Source organism: Erwinia sp. AC075 (assembly GCF_979253995.1).
Genome location: NZ_CEEDEU010000001.1, coordinates 4488357 through 4510540, shown reverse-complemented (window position 1 = coordinate 4510540; position 22184 = coordinate 4488357). Strand labels below are relative to the sequence as shown.

Sequence of the window (22184 nt, the reverse complement as noted above, 5' to 3'; positions counted from 1 at the left end):
AAAAATAATAATGCTACAGATAATTGGTGTATTAATTCTTCTGGTTATAGGGTTTGTTATTCTTAAAGCGTTATTTCGGGCATCGTTCAATATTCTGGGTGCGGTATTAGGTCTAGGGGTGCTGATTGTAGCAGGACCACCGCTATTAGCAGGTTATATGGTGGAGCGCATAACCTTTGCGCTTCGCCTACGCTGGTTGTTGGGTGTTCCACTGGTCATTTCTGGCATGATCATTAGCTTTATGTGGGGGCTTGACGGCAAACATATCGCCTATGAAGCCCATACCTTTGACTCAATGAAGTTCATTTTAACTGCCGCATTTGCTGGAGGCCTGCTAGCACTGCCCGTGCAAACCAAAGCAATTCTGAGAAATGGGCTTACATCAGCCGACATTGCCAGGAAAATTAAAGAGTATTATTGTTGTTTTTATACGTCTTATTTTCTGATGGCCTGTTCTGCTGCAACTCCATTTATCGCATGGCAATACGATATCTCCTCTTTGCTGATGTGGTGGGCAGGTTTGCTTTACTGGATAGCGGCCTTACTGACGCAGTTCTATGCGGCAAACCAGATTCAGGAACTTAAAAAATTAACGATTACTATCAACGAAGGATTGAATGAACAAAAAGCAATCAATAGCCGAGGATGGCTGGCAGAGCTAAAACAAGAAAGTAACCTCTCAGCAGAATTAATCGAAAGTATTTATCTGAAGCTGGTCTCGCAATATATTTTGCAGGGCGATACGCGTGAACAAGAATTGGCGGGCGAAAACTGGTTGTTGAATGATGCCTGGTATGAAACAAAAATGGCTGAATTCAATGAACGATTAAACAACAAGCTAACCCATTCTTCCGATGAGCTGAAAAGACTTTTCGCCAATCGATTGAACTTACCATCTGCTGCTAACGATGACCTCCTGTATCGTTATCTCGATTGTGGAAGTTATTATTAGTTTTCAGACGGACGCAAATTTGTCTCATTCCACTATATAGATGAACTTTGTACCTGCACGTCATGCGGTTTGAGTGACATTAAAAGTGTCAATGGTACTGAGCATGTAAACCATGAATGGTATTGCTCTGATGTCTGTCGGGAAACTGAAAAACTATGTCTGGAAATCCATGAGAGACCACAAGCTGAATTTATTTCCAGCGCAGCGACGAATGGCCTGATCCTAATTACGTTGCCAGAAGCCTGGAATACAAATGAAAAAATGTTTGCTACGGGTGGACAGGGGCATGGTTTTGCAGCTGAACGAGGAAACCATCTGGTCGACAAAGTTCAGCTGAAAGACGCACATATTCTCGGTGACAATAATGCAAAAAACGGAGCCGACAGGCTGGTTAATGGAACTGAGATCCAAACAAAGTATTGTGCAACTGCAGCTCGCAGCGTAGGTGCGGGTTTTGACGGGCAAAATGGTCACTATCGTTACTATGATAGTAACGGCGCACCGATGCAGCTTGAAGTGCCAAAAGACCAGTACGCAAAAGCACTGGAGACTATGCAAAACAAAATTCGCGATGGAAAAGTGCCAGGGGTTAACGACCCTGCTGAAGCGACAAAACTAGTGCGTCAGGGCCATCTTACCTATACCCAAGCCCAGAATATTACTAAGTTTGGCACATTCGAATCCATTACTTACGATCTTGCAGAAGGGTCTATTGTCAGCCTTGCTGCAGGCGGGCTCAGCTTTGGCCTGACGGCTTCTATTTTCTATCTCAATACCGGTGATCGTAAGGCCGCGCTACAAATAGCTGCGATTCAGGCAGGGAAAACCTTTGCCCGTACGCTGACAGTTTATGTGACGGTTCAGCAGTTACACCGCATTGGCGCCGTTCAGGGGTTGCTTAAAAATATTGATTTCGCGGCAGCCAGCCCAACTGTAAGGAATGCGTTTCAGCAGGGAGTCGGTGCCAATAACCTGAATTCTCTGAATAAAATGATGCGTGGTACTCTTATAACCTCTTTTGCGTTGGTCGCCGTGACCACTGGCCCGGATATGATCAAGATGATACGTGGTCATATTTCTGGAGCTCAGTTTATAAAAAATCTGGCTGTAACCTCTTCCGGCGTGGCAGGAGGAGCTATCGGTTCCATTGCTGGCGGAGTAATGATTAGCCCATTAGGTCCGTTTGGCGCTTTAGCTGGGCGCGCAGCAGGCGGCTTACTAGGTGGGATGATTGCTACAGCTATTTCCAAAAAAATTGCTGGTGCCCTGGTTGAAGACGATCGGGTTAAGGTGCTGACGCTCATTCAGGAGCAAGTAACATGGCTTGCGACAAGCTTCATTCTTACAGAGCATGAGCTGGAAAATCTTAATGCGAATCTGGCAGCAGTGCTCGCCCCAAAAACGCTGGAGATCATCTTCGCTGCTAAAGAGCAAGGCCGTGCAACAGCCAATATGTTGATCAAGCCGCTGGTAGTCAGTGTGGTTAAGCAAAGGCCGATTCTAACCTATGGCCATGCGCAAATTAGCGAGATAGTTGATCAACTGGAGACTGCAGCGCCAATTTCTGCTGCTGCATGACCGAAATAATATAGGGACAAATTTTTAAGACAATATAGCGGCTGGGGCAGTGTGTAGTGGCTCCAGCCACTACACACTGCCCCCTTCTTTGATAATCCGTTGATATACGAGGGTGATTATCGTATGTGTGGGAATCACCTAGAGTAGATCACTGCTGATCAAACCTTGCTGGATAAGGATCTTCTTTATCCTTGTCCTTACAAGGCTGTCGTAGCCATCGTTGCCAATCCTGAGTGTCCTCCTGGAGATCAATTGCACTATCGAAATCCTGGGGTTCACAACTGTCAAGCTTCTCTTCAACACTATGTTTATGGCGAATAAATGATGCCAACTGATCCTGGTCAAATGAACCTTCAAGGAAAGGATAATTTATTATCATCTCGGCTTCTCCATGGACCTTGAGCATGGTATTGATACGGCCAAAGAGGCGGTCAACTCGCCCATTCCGCTGTTCATTATCACCAGGCGTCCAGGCAATGCCGTAATGGTGCACCTGATGACATTGAAGATGGAGGTTCACACCTTCCTGCAATACTGAAGTCGCTACCAAGACATTCGGGAAGAAGGGCGAGTTAAATCCGCGAATCAAGCGTTCACGGTTGTGGGATTGCCCGCTAGCGTACCAGCCAGGGCTGTTAAGGCTGGTAAACTCGCGCCAGCTGTACTGATTACTATCCAGCTTCTGACCAACAATTTTCACGCATAGTGTTTCGAAAGTTTCGATGGCAGCCACAAAGTAACGCTGCATCAGCGATCTCTTCAGTTTGGGGGTCACCCACTCAACAAAATGCTCATAGCGCTGCTGAACTTCGCTCTTTTGAGGTTTACGCCTGAACTCAGTAAACCAGCAATAGAGCTCAATCATCACCGGGCTGGCAAACAGGTAACCAGTGCGCAGATAGTTGGCAAAGTTTTCAATGATTGCCATGCCGTTAGGCTGGTCGAGCCACTTTATCAGTTGCTCTTTTGCCGGTTGCGGGAGCTCATTGAACATCAGTCCCCAGGCGGTAGGCAATGCCTTGGTATATTCAATCCCCGCCGCTAATGGGGTTTGCGACCACCGGGCATCGTGCGCGGCATCACCATAGCTGTCGCGCTGACGTTCACCAGACTCTTTTCGGTAATGATAACGATAGGTACCAGTTGTGCCGTCCAGTGCGGGTTCCAGAAACAGAGAGAAAAGACTTTCCTGGCGGCGGAAACGCAAACTGACGTTGGTACAGTCAGTGCTGCGCAGGCCGGTTTTCTTCGTTACAAACAACTCCGCTATTTTACTGGAAAGCTTCAGCTCATTATCTGCTTCGGGTTCATCTGCCGCACTATCTTCCTGCATATGCTCTTCCAGATCCGGCTCCCCGCTGAATTTTCCCGATAAAAGATCAACGAAGATTTCCCGCGACCAACCCGATTCTCGCCATTTTTCCCGTGCATCAGCGGGTAGATGCCAGACATCCATCAACCGCCTAGCCATCATTTCGTCATAACGGGCGTTGATGCGCTGGGTAATTTCGCGCACCGACGGAATGCGGCGCACAAAGACCAGATGCTTTCTGCTGTGTAGCGGCTGCAACTGCTCGAATGGATCGCTGGTAACGCAGGCATCCACCAGCGCATCGTATTTCGGGTGATCTGGAAAGCGGTGATAGATATCGTTAAACTGCCGGGTAAGCCTGTTGAGCAGAGAAGAATCCGGGGCTTGGTTGAAGTCGTTATGGATTTGTTCTTCTTCATCGCCACCATTGTCCCGTTCACTGGCTGTGCTACCCGTTGATTCAAACCCTTCAAGATAGCCATAGAGCATACGTCTGCCGCCACCCGACTTTTTCTCTTTATCCAGCTGGACAACCAGTTGTTTCTGATAAAGAGCAAAGAACAGCTCTGCATCCAGCCGGTCAGTAAAGTTGGAAACGCTGGCGCGCTCATGACGATATTCATATTTGCTGTGACTGCCCTCCCTGCCCTGCATTTTGCGCAGGCGACGGATGGCAAAATCATTCATCAGAGCGCTGACATCATCCACTGCGTACCGCTTTGGCAAGTCACTGAAGTAGCTAAAAATGTCATAAATATTTCGCGGTGATGAGTGATTGGGGGTTCCCGTCAACAGTAGTACGTTGCTACCCAGCCGATCCTGCGCATCACCAAAGAAGGCCTGAGCGGCAGCAGCGCGCTGTGAGCCGCTTCGGTTACGAAAGTAGTGCGCCTCATCAATGATAATTAAGTCAAAGCCTCCTTTTCCCAGAGCTTGCTTAATCTGCTGACGATACGACGCGCCATAGGCTTCTGCAGCGTTCAGAGCATCTTCTTTTTCAGACTGGGGCACCAGGCCGCTTAATGAGTGGATGGTAGTGAGGTAGAAATGGTGTGCCTTTTTCTCCACAGCTTCCGCCAGATCTGCCAGCCTGCCTTGAATTTGCGGAGCATATTTTTCCTTCCCCTCTGCTGAGGTAAACGCATTATTCGCTGCCCGGTAGTGCTTCTGGGTGAAGGTGCCGAATTCCTTTTCCCAGTTGTCGCAGAGCGTCCTGTTAGGTGCCATCACCAGAATGCGCGCATCGGGTTTTGCCTCCCATAACAGCAGCATTATACCCATCGCCTGATAGGTCTTGCCCATGCCGACTTCATCGGCGAGAAGCGCCAGTCGTTGTTTACTCAGCAAATTCCACAATCCAGCCACACCCTCAGCCTGCTTCGCCGCCATGCTGGACGCACCGGATTGATACTGCCAGTGCATATCAGTCGCATCGAAATTCATCACGGCTGAAACCTCAACCGGGGTAATGATCTGTTTTAACTTATTCGCCATAACTACAGTCTTCCCTGATGGCAGCGAGATAAAGCAGGCTAGCGGCATCGCTAGTTAGAGGTGGAATGGCAACCTGTAGAGACTCCCACAAGTGCGCTGCGACAAATATGGCTTCAGTCCCCTGTTTGCGTCGGATACTTTTAACACGCTTTATTGCCAGAGCTGCCAGACTATTAACTTCCTGCGCCAGGAACCAGTTAAATACCGGATGGGTTGGTTGCTTCACCCGCTCTCTGGCTATTTCTGCCAGTTCCTGCAGACAGCCAGGTTCGCTGAACAGACGACGATAAAGCAAGGTGCCATCTTCCACCTCTACCAACCAGTTGCGACGCTGTTGGATGGCCTGAAACAGGCGGAAATAGCTGGTGACTTCTAACCTAACGATTTCTGCCTCTACCTCACTTTGCACTTCGTCTTGCGCCCCAACGCCCCGCAGCATAAGGCGATCGCTCAAACCGGGTTCTGCAGAACTCAGATAACTGTTAAGCAGATCATCGAGCGATGTAAAGCTCAGCGCGCGCCGGTGTTCAGTACCAGTTTCGACGATCATACCCTGCCAGTCTGTTTTTCCTGCTCTACGCAGGGTATAAAAAGGGTTATCCAACACGGCATCGCTCTTCAATACTGCCAATTGCTGTGGTGACTTCAGAACTTTACCATTAGCTTTCCATACCAGTTCATTCGACCCATTGATACCCGGCAGTATCAAGTGGTAACCCGACTCTGGCTTGCCACTGAACCATTGCCCGACAATCTGATATTCGCAGCGGGTCCAGTCAAAAATAACGGTGAGATCGAAAGGAGGGAGTTCGCCCAGCTCCAGCACCTCTTCCTTCAACAGTACTTCACTGGCGAAATCCTCCTCATTAACATCATCCCATTCTTTGCCGCAAATCGTGATGTTACGAGAGACCGGATGCACAATTCCCGCTTCTACATTCCAGTTTTTCTCCATGAGGCTGCTGCAACCGGGAGAAGTGAAATTCCAGGACCCCACTGCCAGTTGCGTGCTTTTGCTGCTTTTCGCCAGCCAGAGCTTGGCATGGGTCATCAACGCACGATCGTCTTTGGGAGCAGGCGAGTCGTGAAGGGTCAGCGCTTTACTTGTTATTAGCTCCTGAATACTTTCACTCCAGCGAGTGCGTATATAGCTTCCTTCGACCAAGTCAGGAACTAATTCTACGCGTAATTCCGGCCCTAACCTGCCAATAAAACCTGCCAGATCCGCAGCAAGATAAGGTGACCAGACGCTCAGCGTTTTCAACTCAACACCCTGTTTCAGGGTATCCAGCAGCGTGGCGCCAGCCAGACTGTGAATAAATGACCAGTCATGATCATCGCCAAGAAACTTACGGCGTATGGGGAAGAACGCTTCTTTATTCAAACTGTTGTCGATAGAGGTAAAAAACTGTTTTACCTGTTGGTACTGGGTATTACTCGCAACGCAACGAAAAACTGCTGCTTCCTGATTTCGCCCCCATCCACTCAGCGTAAGGTTGGCACTGCCCGCACCCACAATAATCTTTCTGTTGTGATCTTCGAGATAAAACACTTTCGGGTGAAACAGACCGCGATCCTTGTCCAGATAAGAGTCTTCGCCTTGAGCCAGCCTACGCACCGAAACCGGATACACCGCTATCGAGGTTCTTTTCGGCTTATCTTTCGCCATCATGTGCGGATCGCAATAAATGCGGAAATCAATGCCGCTCTCGTCCAGCGCTCGTTGCAGGCCTTCATAGTCCATACGACTCGCAGGCACATCCATTCCCAGTACAGCAGGTAGCACCCAAGTCTCAACAAAAGAGATATCCAGATTAAAGGTGGTAAGCCAAACGCGCTTTAGATCGCCCATTTCAGCAATCTGCTTTTTAAAAGTTTCTAGCAGTTTCATGCCGCGCTTCCCCATAAGCCATTCAGCATGTGCCTGAACTGTGGCAAATAGTAACGGTTTACCCAGTCGCTATTCCGGCGTTCTTCACGAAGCGAATACGGCGGCACTTGCAACACAATCTCGTCGCCTTCCAGCATTAGCCACGGAAATTGTCCTCGAGCTTCCATTAGCTTGTGATGATAGGCCAGCAGACCCCGTACCTGTTCTTCCAGCAATGTCTCGCTGGCCAGCGTTAATAACTGCTGAAAACGTCTAGCGGGAGTTCCGGAAAGGGAGGAAAGTAGTGCACCATTTTGTTGAAGCTGAGCCGCCATTTGAGGCAGATGTAGTTCCGTGAGACCGCGCGACTGCCAGAATTGACGGAACTCTGCCAGTGTTTGACTACCCTGTCGGCGTAGACCAGAAAACATCAGATCGATCAACGACAAAAACGGCTCAGCCTGGCAGATATTCTGTAACGCCATGAGATCGTTTTCATTCATTTCAGGCACGCTTTTAGCCTGTTGTACGGCTCGTTTGAAAACCTCAGCGACTGTGAGCTCCGGTTCGTCCGAACGTTCACGTTCCTGCTCAAGTACCAGATAAATCGCCCCAGCCGCGTGTTTATCCAAACCTGTTCTTTGCAGCCAGAATTCACGGGAGTAATCACCCACCATTTTGGGGTCGCGGAATGCCGCCACATAAGCCTTTTTAAGGCTGGCAGGAATGTCTTCGTAAACCGGGCTGAGATCGCGCTTATGTGATACCTGCATTAGTGACTGCAAGTGGGTCAGAGCCGCTTCACGTAATTTATTCAGCTCTGGCACATGCTGGATAAATGCCTCTGCAGCCTGCCACACAGGCTTATTACCCGGCAGATCGTAGCGGTAATCAGTAGTGAAAAACTGCATATTCATCATTGGCGATTTGTAGCGCCCATTGGTGCCAAGCGCAATCTGATTGGTCAGCAGCTCACTGCCCTTCTCATGACCAAAATGTAACGGAGGATTTTTGTCTGCGGCATTCCATCTTGGCCTGGCTTTATTAATACCCTGCACACCGGTGAGCGTGACGCCCCTTTTTTCAGCCGCCAGCATGGAGTAGATATAGATATTTTCAAGATGGATCAGACAGGCTGCGCTGAACTCGCGCGCCTGCTTTTTATGATAGAGGCTTTTCATCGCGCCAGCAGTTTGCTGCTTGTCATCTGCCAGCAGCTGGCGCAGTACGCTGTGATGCATCAGATTCAGTGTGTATTGCCGCACATCATTTGCGATAGAAGTAATACGGCTATGAAAGATGTCCTGTCCCCAGGACGACCAGATGACTAATTGCCCAAGCGGATCAACATTCAATTCACCTGTTAGCGAGTCATCGTATTCAGTCAGAAATTTTTCTATGTACATTTCGTTGCGTCAGTCCTTTATGCCCACAGGGCTAACAACACGCAATTTGTGCACTGCGAAAGCCCTTCCATGTGCCACTTGATTTCCTAATCCTTACCAAATCAGCAAATCAGTGGCCGATATTGATTAGGGCTAAAATGCAGATAACCAGAAGCTACAGCTTCTGGTTATCTGGTTGTGTTACTCGCTTTCAGGCTCCAGTAAGAAACTAGGTTTACCGTATGATGAAACAAATAAACCTTTTACCGCGCGCGTTGCTGCGACGTGAAGCAATGCTCGTTCATTAAACAACGCATCACGCTTTTCTACGGGATCATCTGAAGTGATGGCTTTCACCTCAGGTACAACACCATCGTTAATCCCGGCAAGGAAGACATACTGGAACTCAAGTCCTTTGATGCGATGCATTGTTGCCATACGCACCCCAGAACGTTGATCAGTATCACCGCTGTCCTGGCCTAAAGAATAAGTTTCAATTCCAGCATCATCTAACGCAGAAGCATAACGGTCATAGGCGTGCTTGGTACGGGCCGTTATACAGATATCCTGGGAACGCACATTGTTAGCCAGTAACGCCTGAATTTGTTTAACGATGGTGCTAGCTTCTTCTTTGAAATCGGTAGCATGAGTTATGGTCGGTTGGTCACCGTGCAGCAATGATAAATAATCATTGCTGGCATCTGCTTCACCATCCAGGTTATCTACCTTCACTCCAGTCAATAACCCGACGGCAAACTGCCGAGTCTCTTCCGTCGTACGGTAGTTAATTTTTAGTTTCTTACTACGGCGACCACGGACATTAATGCCACATTGCCCCAGCACAACCTTGTTGCGATAAATTCGCTGATGCCCATCACCGACAATAAACAGATCATTAGGTGATTCAGGCACCAGACTGCGAATCAGAGTAAAGGCCGGAGCACCAATATCCTGGGCTTCATCGACCACAATGCTGCTGTAAGGTAACTGAACCTGTTTTTCTTTAAACAAGATAATCGCTTCATGCATCGCATCCCCCATTTCACGCAATTTTGCGCGTGCCATCTGGGAACGAAACTCTTCAAATACAGGCCATATTTTGGCTCGCTGAATACGCGACAATGCGGTTCCTCGCCCTAACCGGCTTACTTTAAGGTAGTCTTCACGACTGTAGACCGCATTGGGTTGCACTACCCGAGCCCATTCTTCCGCATAAAAATTGTCAGATAAGCCGAGCTCGGCAGGTGCTTGCTGCAAGGCATAATTCCAGCATTTACGTCGACCTTCATCGCTTTCATAAACTACACGGAAATCATAACCATGGCGTTTAAGTTGCTCACTCATCCAGGCATCAATATTAATAACGTCGATGCGACCCATTTCTTCACGAGAACAAAGACGCTGTAAATTGGCGCGAATATCTGCAGCAAGGTTACGAGTAAAAGTCGTAAACAGAATTTTCTTGCCAGGTTGATCACCCAAACGTTGAGCAAGCCATCTTGCACGATGCATAGCAACTACGGTTTTCCCTGTACCAGCGCCACCCAAGACACGAACAGGTCCGGTCGCTGGATTTTCTACCAACTTACGCTGGCTGGGGTGCAAAAAGATTCGCCACTTTTCTAGTGGTGCATTAAGCATTTGCAGCAGTTCTTGTTCATTTTCCACTACATGGAATCGACGTTTACTGCGTTCAATAGCTTCGATGAAGTCGTTAGTATCGACAGGCACATCTTTGCGGTCGTTAAACTCTTCCAGAACCTCCTGGTAATCCAATCCTTCAGACAACCAATGAAGTGGCTCCCAGGCCTCCGCAGGCATCACGCTTTCGAGTTGGTTAAGTCCATCCATATCTGTCAGAGCCATGACCTGATCGATAAATACAGGAGGAACACCTAATGCCAATATCTGATCGGCTGAATATGCAGCAAACAGCTTAGGTTTATCAGGTGCAACAGGTTCAGGCACAGCCTTGATATAACTAATATCAATAACCTGAATCGCCCCCGTTAATGGGTGAATCGAACAGTCATGACGGCGCGCCCAATCATAGGCTTCGTCATGCTTGTCCACCCACATCAGCATATATATCGCGCCTTGTTCTGGTTTAAGCACGATACCGCGGTAAGTTTGATCAATGCGTACCGAATGAACATTGGCACTTCGAGCATCGTGAATCTTTTCGTAGTTCAGCCCATTACTGGTGGGATCCTGGCGAAACTTAGAAATAAACTCCTGAACTTTCTTCTGCTGCGCTTTTGGGATACGAGCAAACGCCCCCAAAAAGCCATCAGAAAGTGCCACTTTTGGCGACTGAACCGTCATTTATCACCTCCTGACAGATGTTGTAAGGTTTCTTCGCTGATTGGGCCTAAAGCGACCTGCCAGCCATGTGTTATGAAATGAGAAGCGAAGTTCTCATCTTCGAAAATGATGACCTGTTTCCGTTCAGGCCAGGCAAGATCGGCTTCTGCAATAATCTCACCCAGATCGTTTTGTAAGGCGTAGCCAGGAACAGGCGCTCCAAGGTCATGAGCCTGAAGCAAAGCAATTTCTTCACTGGTGAGTAATTCAAACTCAATAATTTCTGCCCAACTGGCATCTGACTGCACTTCTTGAGCTGCTTCTATCGGCAAAACGACTAATTTTTCTTGCGGCTGATGTATTGCTTTACGACTGGTAAACGACATATCAGGCAAAAATTGCAGCAGATTCACCAGGCGCCAGAAACCATAAAATCCAGCTTCATAACCGCTATCTTCTGAATGGCGGTCATCAAAGCAGAGATGAAGTCGTAATGCCTCACACAGCTGATCCGCTGTTGGCGTAGTCTTGAGATAGCTCTGAAGCAGTACTGATGCCAACTCAATAAATGGTTGAGATGAACCGCAACTGTCCAGAAGCCCGCCAAAAACAAAAGGTTCATCGGGTGAGATTTGCTTCTGGCGTACTGGTGAGGCATTTTCCTGCATTTCATAAGCATATTTTTGCTGAACGCCAGGCTCTTGCGAACACTTAACGTCCAGCCATACCCAAGCGTGTGCAGCAGCTAACTTTTTCCAAATTGTCGCTTTTTTCTCAGATTCAGACAGATAATCAAGCAACAAATCAAAGCTATTTTTGTCCTGCACAGAGCTATGCAAAGTAACAAAATTGATATCGTGGAATCGGTTATAAATTGTTGGATTCTTCATTGCCGGGTTGTGCCCAAGACCAAGCACGTCCTGCAGATGCTTACAGCCCGCTTCGTTGAGGTCACGCCAACCGATAGTCCAGACATGATAATGCCCGCTATCTTTAATTGCTTGCCGTTTCTGTACGTCGTCAGATATAGAATCTTTATGGAATGCATAACCATCAAGAAAAATCGCTACTGGTTTTATATCTGCTGATTGCGCAATAGGGTAAAGAACAAAATCAGGACGTGATGGAATACCCACTCCCTCTTTAACGCCTAAATCGACCTGCGCTTTTAAATGCCAACTGGAAGAAGACTCTACTCTGGTGCTGATAACCCAACCTGCGCTTTGGTGCGCGTAACTGCGGCTAACAACTAAGCTTTTTTGCTCCTGCAGGCAGCTGATAAATCGCTTCTCAAGCTCAGACCCCATCATTGCATCGAGCGAAATACTATTAATGGTTTTAATTTGGCGAATTTTATCGCTGGCTTTAAGAATTTGCGCCAATAGGACGCGCGACTGGTCACGTGAAACAAACTTCATGCGTCCACGATCACGATAGGCGTACACACAGCGATAGCAGCCATCTTTGCTGGTATCGTGATTACAGCTACATTCCACTAATGCCTGATAGGCCTGCTGCAATAATTTCAGCAGGTTGTCTGGCGTTCTCATCAACTCTTTGAGAGAGCCCGTTCCTCCCGGTACCGTGTCGTAGATAACCAGATATTGCCGCCAAGATTCACCTTCATTTTCAGGTTCGCGATATACAACGCCCTTAAGATGATCAACATTTCCCCTGAAGTAGTGTTTCAACCCAAGCTGGATGGCCGCAGCAAGGGAGGACTCAACAATACGGTCATTACTGTAACTGGTTACAGGTAATAAAACACGCAGCGCTTCGGATTCCAGCTGGCGATAAAGATAGAGGTAATCTTCAAACTTCGCTTTTTCTGGCTCACTGCGATACTTGCAGCTCAGATCATGATCTCGCCGCGGATCATTATTACGCGGGCGTTTAACCATTCCACAGCTCAGGCATACCCGGAAACCAGTACGTCGTTTTTTGTCACCCGCAATCATTAACTCGCTGGCATCATCAGCCATCTTGCCGAAGTTAATATCGCGCAGAGTCACTTTACTCAAGAACTCAAAGCCAAACGGGACTTCGCCTTCGTCAATGGCATAGGCCGCCGTGACATCCTGAGGTTCATAACTCACCAGTAACTGCCGCTGGAAGAAAGTCGGTTCGCGGCTATCACTTTCATCGCTGATTTGGCTATCGCGTGCACTGGCACGAGCATAGACCTGACGCAATTTCAGTAAGGTCGTTTTCTGCCCTGCATCAGCCCAAACAGGCGTGCCACATTTTGGACAGTATTTATGCTGGTCACCAGTTTGATCGATATTTTCGCTATAGTTGCAGTGGCTACATATCCGCCAGTTTTCAGGCTTCGAGACGTTAAGATCGATTTGTTCGATCTCTACTTTATGCCCACCAGCATAAAAGTTATTCAAGGGGGCTAGCTCAGCCAGCGCTGTGGCGGCTGGGCGTTCATACTCATAGGTTGTGTTTTGGGATTCGCGCTCTGGGCCCCCTTCTTTACGTCGCCACAAAACTGAACGCAAAGTCACACCGGCTTCCGGGAAAGCATAGTTAGGCAGTAACCCTTCATCAGTGAGGAAATTCAGGGTCTGCTTGTCATTTATCTGACGTACTAATGACTGCAATGCTGAACGCTCAGAAGTAAGTTCACGCAAATCAGCTTCGTAATTTTGATCTTGCGGCACCGCCCTCAACTTCTCGATGCTGTATTTCAATTTATCAATACGTGCACGCAGTGACTTGCGATCTTCGAGTAATTGCGCCAGTGCTGTATCTATTCTTTGTTCAAGCGAACGATAGCTTTGTTCACCGGTGAGGTAATGGGTCAGTTGCAGCAGAGTATCAGCTTCCAGTTGCGGGAAAATCCCGGCAAAACGTTCAGCAATCGCCACACGATGTTCCTGCACATAGCGCAGGAAATTGTATGGGAAACCGCCCTTACGGCCAGTATCCAATTCATCGAGCATCTGCTTCACGTTTTTACTGATGGCGGAACCCGGCACACCGGTTTTTACCCAGTTATCCACGCAGAACGCGGCGAGTTGTCGTTCGAGAATCGCCACCGCATTGAGAAATACACCGGGAGCCTGAACCTGCCCCTGCATCATCTCCAGCGGTTCTTCAAAGAAGAACTGATCGTGTGGATTCCCTTCGGCAACAGTAATGTTTAATGCATTCCCGTCTTTACGCCCGGCACGCCCGATACGCTGTAAATAATTCGCCTGAGCTGGCGGCACGGAACAAAGCAGAACCGAAGAAAGATCGCCAACATCGATCCCCATCTCCAGCGTAGGCGTCGCTGATAATAAATTGATGTTCCAGGGCTTAGTGCCGCGATAGAACGATTTTTCCGTCGCCTCGCGATCTTCACGGGTAAGTAAGCCGGTATGCTCAGCTCCCATGACACGAGCAATATCCATATTGTCCCAACGCAGCGTCGGCTTGCTATCTGTAATCTGGTAGCGACCTTCATCACAGCGCAGTGACATACAGGGGGCATTTTCCCAAAGCCACGCCTGCTCAGTTGGAGCGCGAACGATTTCCCGACAGCACGTACAGCTAAGTTGAGTGACATCGCGGCTGACAACCAGTGCCGAAGTACTCAACCCCCAGGCTTCACGACCTTTGGTATCGAAAGATGTCACCATTCCTGCACGTTGCAGCGCCGTATAAAGCAGCCGCAATATCGTTTCCGAAGTACTACTGATGAAAATATTATCACCGCTGTTTAATGAGCGCGTTAACCAACGCTGATACCAGCTTGGGTTGTCCTTAGATCCGATAAGACGGTGGAAGCCGGTGATTTTTTCAAAGGAGGCGTAGACGGGTTTGCGGGTTTTAGGCCCGATAGATGGCATATAGCGTGATGTACGCTCTTTTTGCGTCATCATAAAGGTCGTGCCATCCCGGCGATAACTTTCAAATGCCGGATGCATCACCGCACCAGCATGGCGCTGATACCACAAAATTCCTAAAGCCAGATGTGTGACTTGTTCAACCTTCACACCGTTCATCAGGTCACCCAACTCTTCGCAAAGCTGCTGATGTAGCGCTTTAATTGCTGGGTTAAGGCGTTCAGTATCCACGCCGGTAGCAGCAAAACCCGTGGTTTCTAATGTTCGTCCGATGCTGGCGCGAAGGGTAAACTCGCTCCACACCTCCCAGTCGAGACGTAACCGAACCAACTCCGGGAGATCCGAGTTTTCAGTAAGTTGGCCTTCGATTTTTAACGTCTGATAATCGTTTAGCCACTGCATATTTGGCGCGATGAAATTCGCCACAAAATGTGCGTCATCGGTCGCTGACTCACGCGTTTGCTGGCAAACCTTGTAGGCGAATTCGTCAAGCCGTAAGGTTTCACCCACATTGAGTAAACGGGCAATCTGCCCACGCACCATTAATGGCCACGTGCGGGCAGTAAAGAAACTGGCGCGGTGGGCTGCGTCTTGTACGGAGTCTGAAAAAGTGATCAGCTTTTTATGTTCGTTAAACTTACTGCCATAAAGCTGGTGGATCATCACCGCCGATAAGCTAGCCGCTCTAGAACCGAGGATCGATATGCCATTTTTGCTGTTGCAATAAGGGCATTCGTTGGCGAACTCAAGCTGGTCTTTGCGCTCTTTGAGCATATCAGGGATCAGAACCCGCACCATTTCGCTGTAGCCACAGTGGCCACACTGCACGTTGGTTTGTTTATTAAGCTTCAGGCAAGCCGGGCATAATTTTTGATGCACACCGCTAACGGCTTTTTCATTCTTATCCGGGAAGGCCAGCACAATCGAGCGGCCCTTTTCAAAAAACTGGCGATAAATCCCATCGAGATCGGTTTCCAGCTGCACATTTTGCCCGTGGCGCATACTCACCCACCCGGTGGCATGGCAGTCACGGCAGTGGATGACTGGCAGGTGATGTTCTCGGTCTTCAACGGTCAGGTCATCGGCAAAAACCAGTTGCGGTGTTTTTGAAACGCTGGCCACTAGGCGGCGCATTTCACGTAACCATAATTGTGAACGCAACTGTACAAAGGGTAAGACCGGGCGTGGTTTACCTGCTGCAATTCGCTGCTGATGGTCACCTGGGTTTTCCGGTACTTCCAGCCTTGCCTGAGCAATCAGCGCCAAAATACTTTGCAAAACCAGAGCGGCGTGTTCCGGGCTTTCAGCAAGCATGACCTGTAGGTTTTCAAGGCACTGCTGTTCGGAAAGAATACCGCCCTGTAAATCACGCAGTAACACATGCAACACGCTGTGGCGACGTAACATTTCACCGAGTGCTACGCGTTTTTCACGCCCGTTATCGTCTTCCAGATTTTCAGGAAGACGCAATGTACTTTCAGGGAACCAAAGAGGAATTTGCCCATTCAGATAGTCAACCGGCGTGGCATAACGATGAGGTTCAAGCGCCGTTTTATCTTTTGGCGCGGGATACTGGCTGTGAGTTATTTCAAAGCCTTGCAGGTACTCGGCTGCGCTATAACGATCTTCACGGATCACCGCAGCATCGGTGAACGGCTGATCAAAAATAGTTTGAGCGTAATCCAGCAATTGCCCGAGTTCATCACCCACTGTCGCGGAAGTGCCAACACAAGCAAAACGTCCGTTATCTACACCGACATGGTATTTAAGGCGGCGCACCAGACAGGCCAAATCGGAACCCTGCGCACCATCAAAAGTATGCAGTTCATCCACCACCAGATAGCGCAACATACCGGGTTTATTGTGCCGCCATAGCTTTTGGTCGCCGGGGCGCATCAGCAGGTAGTCGAGCATTTTGTAGTTAGTCAGCAGGATATCTGGCGGGCTGTCGCGCAGCGTATGCTTGCAGGTAATCACCTTATCGGCGGACATTTTTTTGCTAGGGTGTTCTTCGCTATCACCCACAAACAAGCCAACGGTGACTTTGCCGTGCAAGCGAGGATCGCGACTGATGGTTTGAGCAAAGCGGCTGGCCTGATCGGTCGCCAGGGCGTTCATCGGATAGATGACTATCGCTTTCACCCCAGAGCCTGGCGTTCCCGCGCAGTAGTCCAGCAGCGGGAACATAAAGCATTCTGTCTTACCGGAACCCGTACCGGTTGCCACCAGCGTTGGCTGAGGCTCATCATTCCCCAACCGTTCAAAAGCCTGTGCCTGATGGGCATGCGGCGGGAATGGCAGCGACAGATGGGGGAAGAAATCCAGCGGCAATAAACTTTTACGGAACGGTAGCTGAGCGGAGAGATACGGCCCTTTCAGCAACGCTTCCGGCTGGCGCAGAAACTGCTCCAGCATATTAATGTTATCGTTCTTTTCGCCATTGAAGAGTGGGCTATTGAGCGGAAATGCCGCACGTAAAAACTCGGCTACGCTGTCGGCAATCTGCCGACTGACAACGGAAGGCAGCATCAGATGCTCTCCTTATCACTTTCAAAGAATGCCCAGGCGACTTTATAGTCATCTTCGCGGTCTGGTTTGATAAACGGTGCCTGCCAGGTCACATTGCGGCGCTCGCCCTCATCGCTGCGGGTGTAGTCATCAAAAGTCACGCTGACAGTGCCGCTTTGCAGGTGTTTAACATCATCCCAACCGATAGCCAATTCCTCGCCATCTCCGCCCTTCCAGTCCGGGCTATCCACAGAGAATCTAAAACCATTCTTCAGATCGGCTTTACGCGCGGTACGCGGCAGACCAACGCCCACCAGTCCTTTACTTGGCGTAAAGATAATGCGCCCGATTTGATCGTACCAAGTATCGGCTTCGTTTTGGCGCATTACGGGGAACTGAACGCGGTAGATAGTCAGCAGCTCTTCGAGCGTTAACTCCAAGGCCTGAGCGACAAGTACGTCGATCTCAACCAGCGCCTGACGGCGGGTGTAATCGGTGCGCAAAGCGCAGTTACGCTGCCATTCTGGTTTGAGCTGGGCGAAGAAATATTGTGGAAGCTGTGGGAGATTGCGGCTCCAACTAAGTTGATTGAAAGAAGGGGTGAAAAAATTAAGCCACAGTTTTTCAAAATGTTTTGTCAAGCTACATAAAGCGAGTAATCGTAGAGATGTATGCCCAACTAAGCTGACTAAAGGAAAATTGGCCCAACTGGCCATTAGGTTACTTCTACCAGTACTCTTAATGAAAAAATCACCCACTAATGAAACACTCATTAGAAATTGTTGTAAAAGCAATTTTTCTGATTTGAAGGAGGTACTTTGCACTCCATGAATGTGTGCAATTGAAGGAGGTAAAATGGATGCAATGAGAGTCCGTTCACCTGATTGAGATAACATTCCTCGATAGCCTAATCTAAAATAATCCGTCACTTTTCTCGGCTCATCTTCGCCCGGCTCTGTCCAGGTTACTCGTGGTGTACGTCTGGCATATTCTTGCGCATCACAGGCCGGAATATAGTTAGTACGCGGCAAATAGTCGACTGGCAGAGTCAACAGATCGAGGCAGTCGTAATCGCTATTCAGCGTACAGTTTGCTCTTGGCGTTTTGTAGAAAGTATTCCCCACAAAGAAATGCGGTCCTGATAAAACCCATTGTGAGGCATCTTCTGGAAACTGTGTTTGTCGTTCAATAGTGCCATCTTTTTGTTGGTTAGTTTCATGCCACATTTCCAGTGACAGATACTCGCCCTGTAAATCCCCCAGACGCTTCGGCTGGTCAGCAAACTTCTCCAGTACTGCAACAAGCTGTGTGGCATGTAATGCTGGCAGACGAGCCTGACTGGCCGGAGTTCCTTCACTATCATAAAGACGAGCAAACAAAGAGAGTTCGTGCAAACCGACATTGATGAGACGAGAACGGTGACCGGTAGTATTCCAGAAAACTTTTACCTTCCCGTCTACTTCAAGTTCATCTTTAATACCTGGGATATCCCCAAGACCTGAATGATCAAAACAAGTATCGATTGTTTGTGGGGTATATAAATTGGAGATATGGACAAACTCAACATCACCAAGAGAAGAACAATAAATATTGCAGCTAAATTTTGCATGATGATCAACCTCAGCAAACAAACTCAGCTCATTCTGAAACTGAAAATGCGCTCTTAACCTCGGATACACCGACGCACGCAACTGCCCACCTTTCGGATCGTCATAAATCCCTTCAGGGTGCAGAAACCCTGCCACACCTTTTTTCGTCCCCAAACGCCAGGCCTGCGGCAAGAAACATTTATACAGGTTGGTTTGCACACCACGTAGAACCGGGTAGTTCTGCTGCGCATTAAGGAAGTTCTGCATCCCTTCACAACCTTCGTATTCACTGCGCCAGGCATCTTCCAGCGCAGGGATTTGATTAAAGGTTTGCTCGCGTAACGTCACCAGCTTCGAAGCACTCAGTTTACGCAGCACAAACTCCGGTTCGAAATCACCCAATACTCCCGCTTCCTGCCATTCCACTTTCAGCCACGGCGGGTTACCCAGCATCAGGTCAAAACCGCCGCGTTCGGCAAGCAGATCGCTGAACTCTAAATCCCAGTGGAAGAAGCGATGTTGTTTGCGTAAATCGTCAACCACTTTCAGGCGCGGTAAATGGCGGAATAACACATCGGTTTTCAGGCGACCCGTGCCGGAGAAAAGTGATGCTTCTCCCCGGATGCTTTCCTCTTCGTCAAACAAACCGGCCATGGTATTTGATTCTGCAGCGGTGACTTCTTCCGTCACCACAATACCGTCGAGCAGGGTCTCCAGATCAAACAGCCAGTCACTGCGATCCGGCAGTTCATCGGCTTTATCAATCGGCCAGAACCACAACGCACACCAGTAGTCCATCACCCAGCGCAATTTTTGATAGTCGCTATTGTCCTGATGGCGTTTGCTGAACGTCTCGTCTTTGCTGCGCATGCTGGAGTGCAATTGCGCATCGGCTGGCAATGGCCAGACGGTATAACTATCAGCGGTGGATTCGCGTTCAGCTTTAAGCTGCTGGCGATACGCACTCCACAAGGCTTCTACTTTGCTGCTGATACGCTGCAAGTCATTAATTTCATAAGGCTCAAAGCTTGTGGTAAACGCTTTACGCCAGGCATCGAGCAGTTTGTAATCGTCCGGGTAGCGCTGCTTAACCGTTTTATCGCTGTAGTTTGCCATGCCGCTATCTGGTAGCAGGAAGTGGAAAATCTGCTTTTCGTCACGCGGCGTATTCATTGCCAGCTCAGCAGGTTCGCTGTTTAGCCAGCTCGGGTCTTTAGTTTTTTTGTAGGTCAGTTCGCTTTTATTGAATACTTGGCGACGGGTGCCTACCAGCGAGTTACCGCAGTGCAGCTGGTAACCGAACCAGGGTACAAAGGTGTCGCCGCTAATGGCGTTCAACCACAGGGAAACCTCTGCCAGCTCAACAGCCACCGGGTTTAAGTCCACACCAAAGACATTGTTATCCGCGATGTACATTTTCACCCGCTGTAATTCCTGGGTGTACTGATCCTGTGGAATGCGTCGCCCTTCACCCCGCTGCTTATGGAACAGATAGGCTTCCGCTAACTGGTTGATGGCTTCGTTAAGGAACGCAGCACTTCCCATTGCTGGTTCACAGACGGTTAGTTTTAAAATCGCATCGGCTTTGGCGTGCGGATCGGCTATCGGCTCAATCTGCACTTTAAACAGTTCTTTGAGCGCGTATTTTACCAATGAGCGAGTCAGCACTTCCGGGGTGTAGTAAGACGCCGATTTCTCTCGGTCACGACCGGCCATGCGATAGATAAAGCTGCCACGGCGGTGAATACACAGACTGCCATCTTTCTCGTAGACCTTTTCGTCGTCTTGATATTTGGCTATCTCATCGGCACTGACGAAGTAGCCGGTTTCCAGCTCGTTAAACTCTTCCCCGGCTTTTTTCACTTCATAGAGATCGTGACTGGCAAAGAAACCACGATAGGAGAGCAGTGCTTCATACACCGCACCTAATTGGTTAATCCCTAACTGGCGATAAGAAATACGCCCACGACGCGCAAAACGCCCTTTGCCTGGACGGCTAAGGGACATCGCCTGAATAACCTGTTGCAGCGTTTCGTTGCGGAACACAACACGGTTTAAATAAGGCGTGTTTTCTGCCGCGAAAAGATGGCTTTCCAGACGAGGGATTTTGAACTGGTTGCTGTGGACGCTGATCTGCTCGCCGCTGATCCAGTCACTCTGGATCTTCTCGCCGCCTTTGTAGCCTTCACGCACCAGTTTGAACAGCATATTCAGGCTGTCATGCAGGTAGCGGCCATTTCTGTCCTCTTCGCTGGTAAGCGGGATCATTTCCAGTTCACGCAGCGTTTCCAGGCTGTAACCTTGCAGATAGGTCCGCGCCTGCATTGGCGCATAGCCCAGTTCTGGACGTGCTTCGATATAGAAGAGGAACAGCAGACGGTACATATAGCGCAGGCATTCACGGCTGAGATCTTCCGGGTTAACGGCACGATTACCCGTATAGTTTGCCAGCCCTCGCTCAATGAGGTAACGCATCGCTTCGTTGCCGAGTAATTCGATACTTTCACGCAGCGCATATTTCAGATCTTCGGATACACCAAACGCATGTTTGTGGGAATTGTCATCCAATGAATCGAGATAAGGCACGCCGCTGCCAGGCATGAGCGAATCTTTGTGCAGTAACACCGCCGTCGCTTTCAGCGTTTCCGTTTCGCGGCGGCTTAAAATTTCTTCAAAATCAAAACGCAGCAGGCGGTTTTGCGCCCACTTGGTGCGGTCCAGCAGCAACAACTGGCGGTTGCCAAGTAGCAAGACAAATCGCGGGGGTTCTGGCTGAGTGAAGACTTCGGTGGAAATCAGATCCTGCCAGGAACGATATTCACCACGGGCATTTTTACGCAGATTATCACGGTGCTTTTTATCTACATCAGCCGGGAATTGAGCCTTCAGCAAGGATAACGCCAGTGGATCGAGAGTGCCCTCTTCCACATCGTGGGCTTCAACGATCCACAACCACGGGCTGCCATCCACGCTGTTATAACGCGCCAGTACAGGAAGAGGAGAACCGTCCTCCAGCACCTGAGTTTGCGGGTTCAGTTCGTAACCCAAAGCTTGTAACAGTGGCTGCCAGCGGTTGCGTTGATCCGCCAGTCGTTGCGGGATCTGGCGCTGTTTTTCCTGTTCAGCTAACTGGCGGAAGAAGGCCGTCGCCAGACTGTTTAGCTGATTCCAGGGGGCCCGGTAGCCCGGCGTAAACTCTTCGCCTTTTTCTCTGGCAGCACGCTCTACTTCACGAGCGGCATTTTCCTGTTCGTTCCACGGCTCCAGAGCTTCGCGGATATCGCTGGTAAACACTTCGCCCAAATAGTGGTTGGAGTAAAATTCGTTTTCGTTATTAATACCGACCAGCGCCATGA

Annotated in this window: 6 protein-coding genes and 1 pseudogene; 1 reads left to right on the top strand and 6 read right to left on the bottom strand. The window is 49.1% G+C overall.

All coding sequences use genetic code 11. The features are described 5' to 3' along the window. Window positions 1-10: 10 nt before the first annotated feature. A pseudogene (locus AC0IXH_RS21040) lies at window positions 11-2530 on the top strand (hypothetical protein). 148 nt (window positions 2531-2678) lie between these two features. On the opposite strand, the gene AC0IXH_RS21035 reads toward AC0IXH_RS21040, so the two are convergent. From AC0IXH_RS21035 to AC0IXH_RS21010, 6 genes are all read right to left on the bottom strand, one after another. Beyond that, the gene (locus tag AC0IXH_RS21035; protein WP_471720938.1) at window positions 2679-5336 is read right to left on the bottom strand and encodes a DEAD/DEAH box helicase; all 2658 of its coding nucleotides are present in this window, start codon (window positions 5334-5336) and stop codon (window positions 2679-2681) included. Further along, window positions 5326-7227 carry a hypothetical protein gene (locus tag AC0IXH_RS21030; RefSeq protein ID WP_471720937.1) on the bottom strand — a complete coding sequence of 634 codons (1902 nt, stop codon included), beginning with the start codon at window positions 7225-7227 and terminating at the stop codon, window positions 5326-5328. Before AC0IXH_RS21030 ends, AC0IXH_RS21035 begins: the two co-directional genes overlap by 11 nt. Further along, a complete protein-coding gene (locus AC0IXH_RS21025; RefSeq protein WP_471720936.1) occupies window positions 7224-8612 on the bottom strand; it encodes a hypothetical protein in 1389 nt (462 codons plus the stop codon). Before AC0IXH_RS21025 ends, AC0IXH_RS21030 begins: the two co-directional genes overlap by 4 nt. A 180-nt stretch (window positions 8613-8792) precedes the next feature. Then, window positions 8793-10916 carry a 3'-5' exonuclease gene (locus AC0IXH_RS21020; RefSeq protein WP_471720935.1) on the bottom strand — a complete coding sequence of 708 codons (2124 nt, stop codon included), beginning with the start codon at window positions 10914-10916 and terminating at the stop codon, window positions 8793-8795. Further along, the gene (locus tag AC0IXH_RS21015) at window positions 10913-17260 is read right to left on the bottom strand and encodes a DEAD/DEAH box helicase (RefSeq protein ID WP_471720934.1); all 6348 of its coding nucleotides are present in this window, start codon (window positions 17258-17260) and stop codon (window positions 10913-10915) included. Before AC0IXH_RS21015 ends, AC0IXH_RS21020 begins: the two co-directional genes overlap by 4 nt. Further along, a complete protein-coding gene (locus AC0IXH_RS21010) occupies window positions 17260-22182 on the bottom strand; it encodes a DNA methyltransferase family protein (RefSeq protein WP_471720933.1) in 4923 nt (1640 codons plus the stop codon). Before AC0IXH_RS21010 ends, AC0IXH_RS21015 begins: the two co-directional genes overlap by 1 nt. Window positions 22183-22184 lie beyond the last annotated feature (2 nt).

Coding starts and splice junctions, on each gene's coding strand:
- AC0IXH_RS21035 (WP_471720938.1), bottom strand. CDS start 5,336: ATGGCGAATAAGTTAAAACAGATCATTACCCCGGTTGAGGTTTCAGCC.
- AC0IXH_RS21030 (WP_471720937.1), bottom strand. CDS start 7,227: ATGAAACTGCTAGAAACTTTTAAAAAGCAGATTGCTGAAATGGGCGAT.
- AC0IXH_RS21025 (WP_471720936.1), bottom strand. CDS start 8,612: ATGTACATAGAAAAATTTCTGACTGAATACGATGACTCGCTAACAGGT.
- AC0IXH_RS21020 (WP_471720935.1), bottom strand. CDS start 10,916: ATGACGGTTCAGTCGCCAAAAGTGGCACTTTCTGATGGCTTTTTGGGG.
- AC0IXH_RS21015 (WP_471720934.1), bottom strand. CDS start 17,260: ATGCTGCCTTCCGTTGTCAGTCGGCAGATTGCCGACAGCGTAGCCGAG.
- AC0IXH_RS21010 (WP_471720933.1), bottom strand. CDS start 22,182: ATGGCGCTGGTCGGTATTAATAACGAAAACGAATTTTACTCCAACCAC.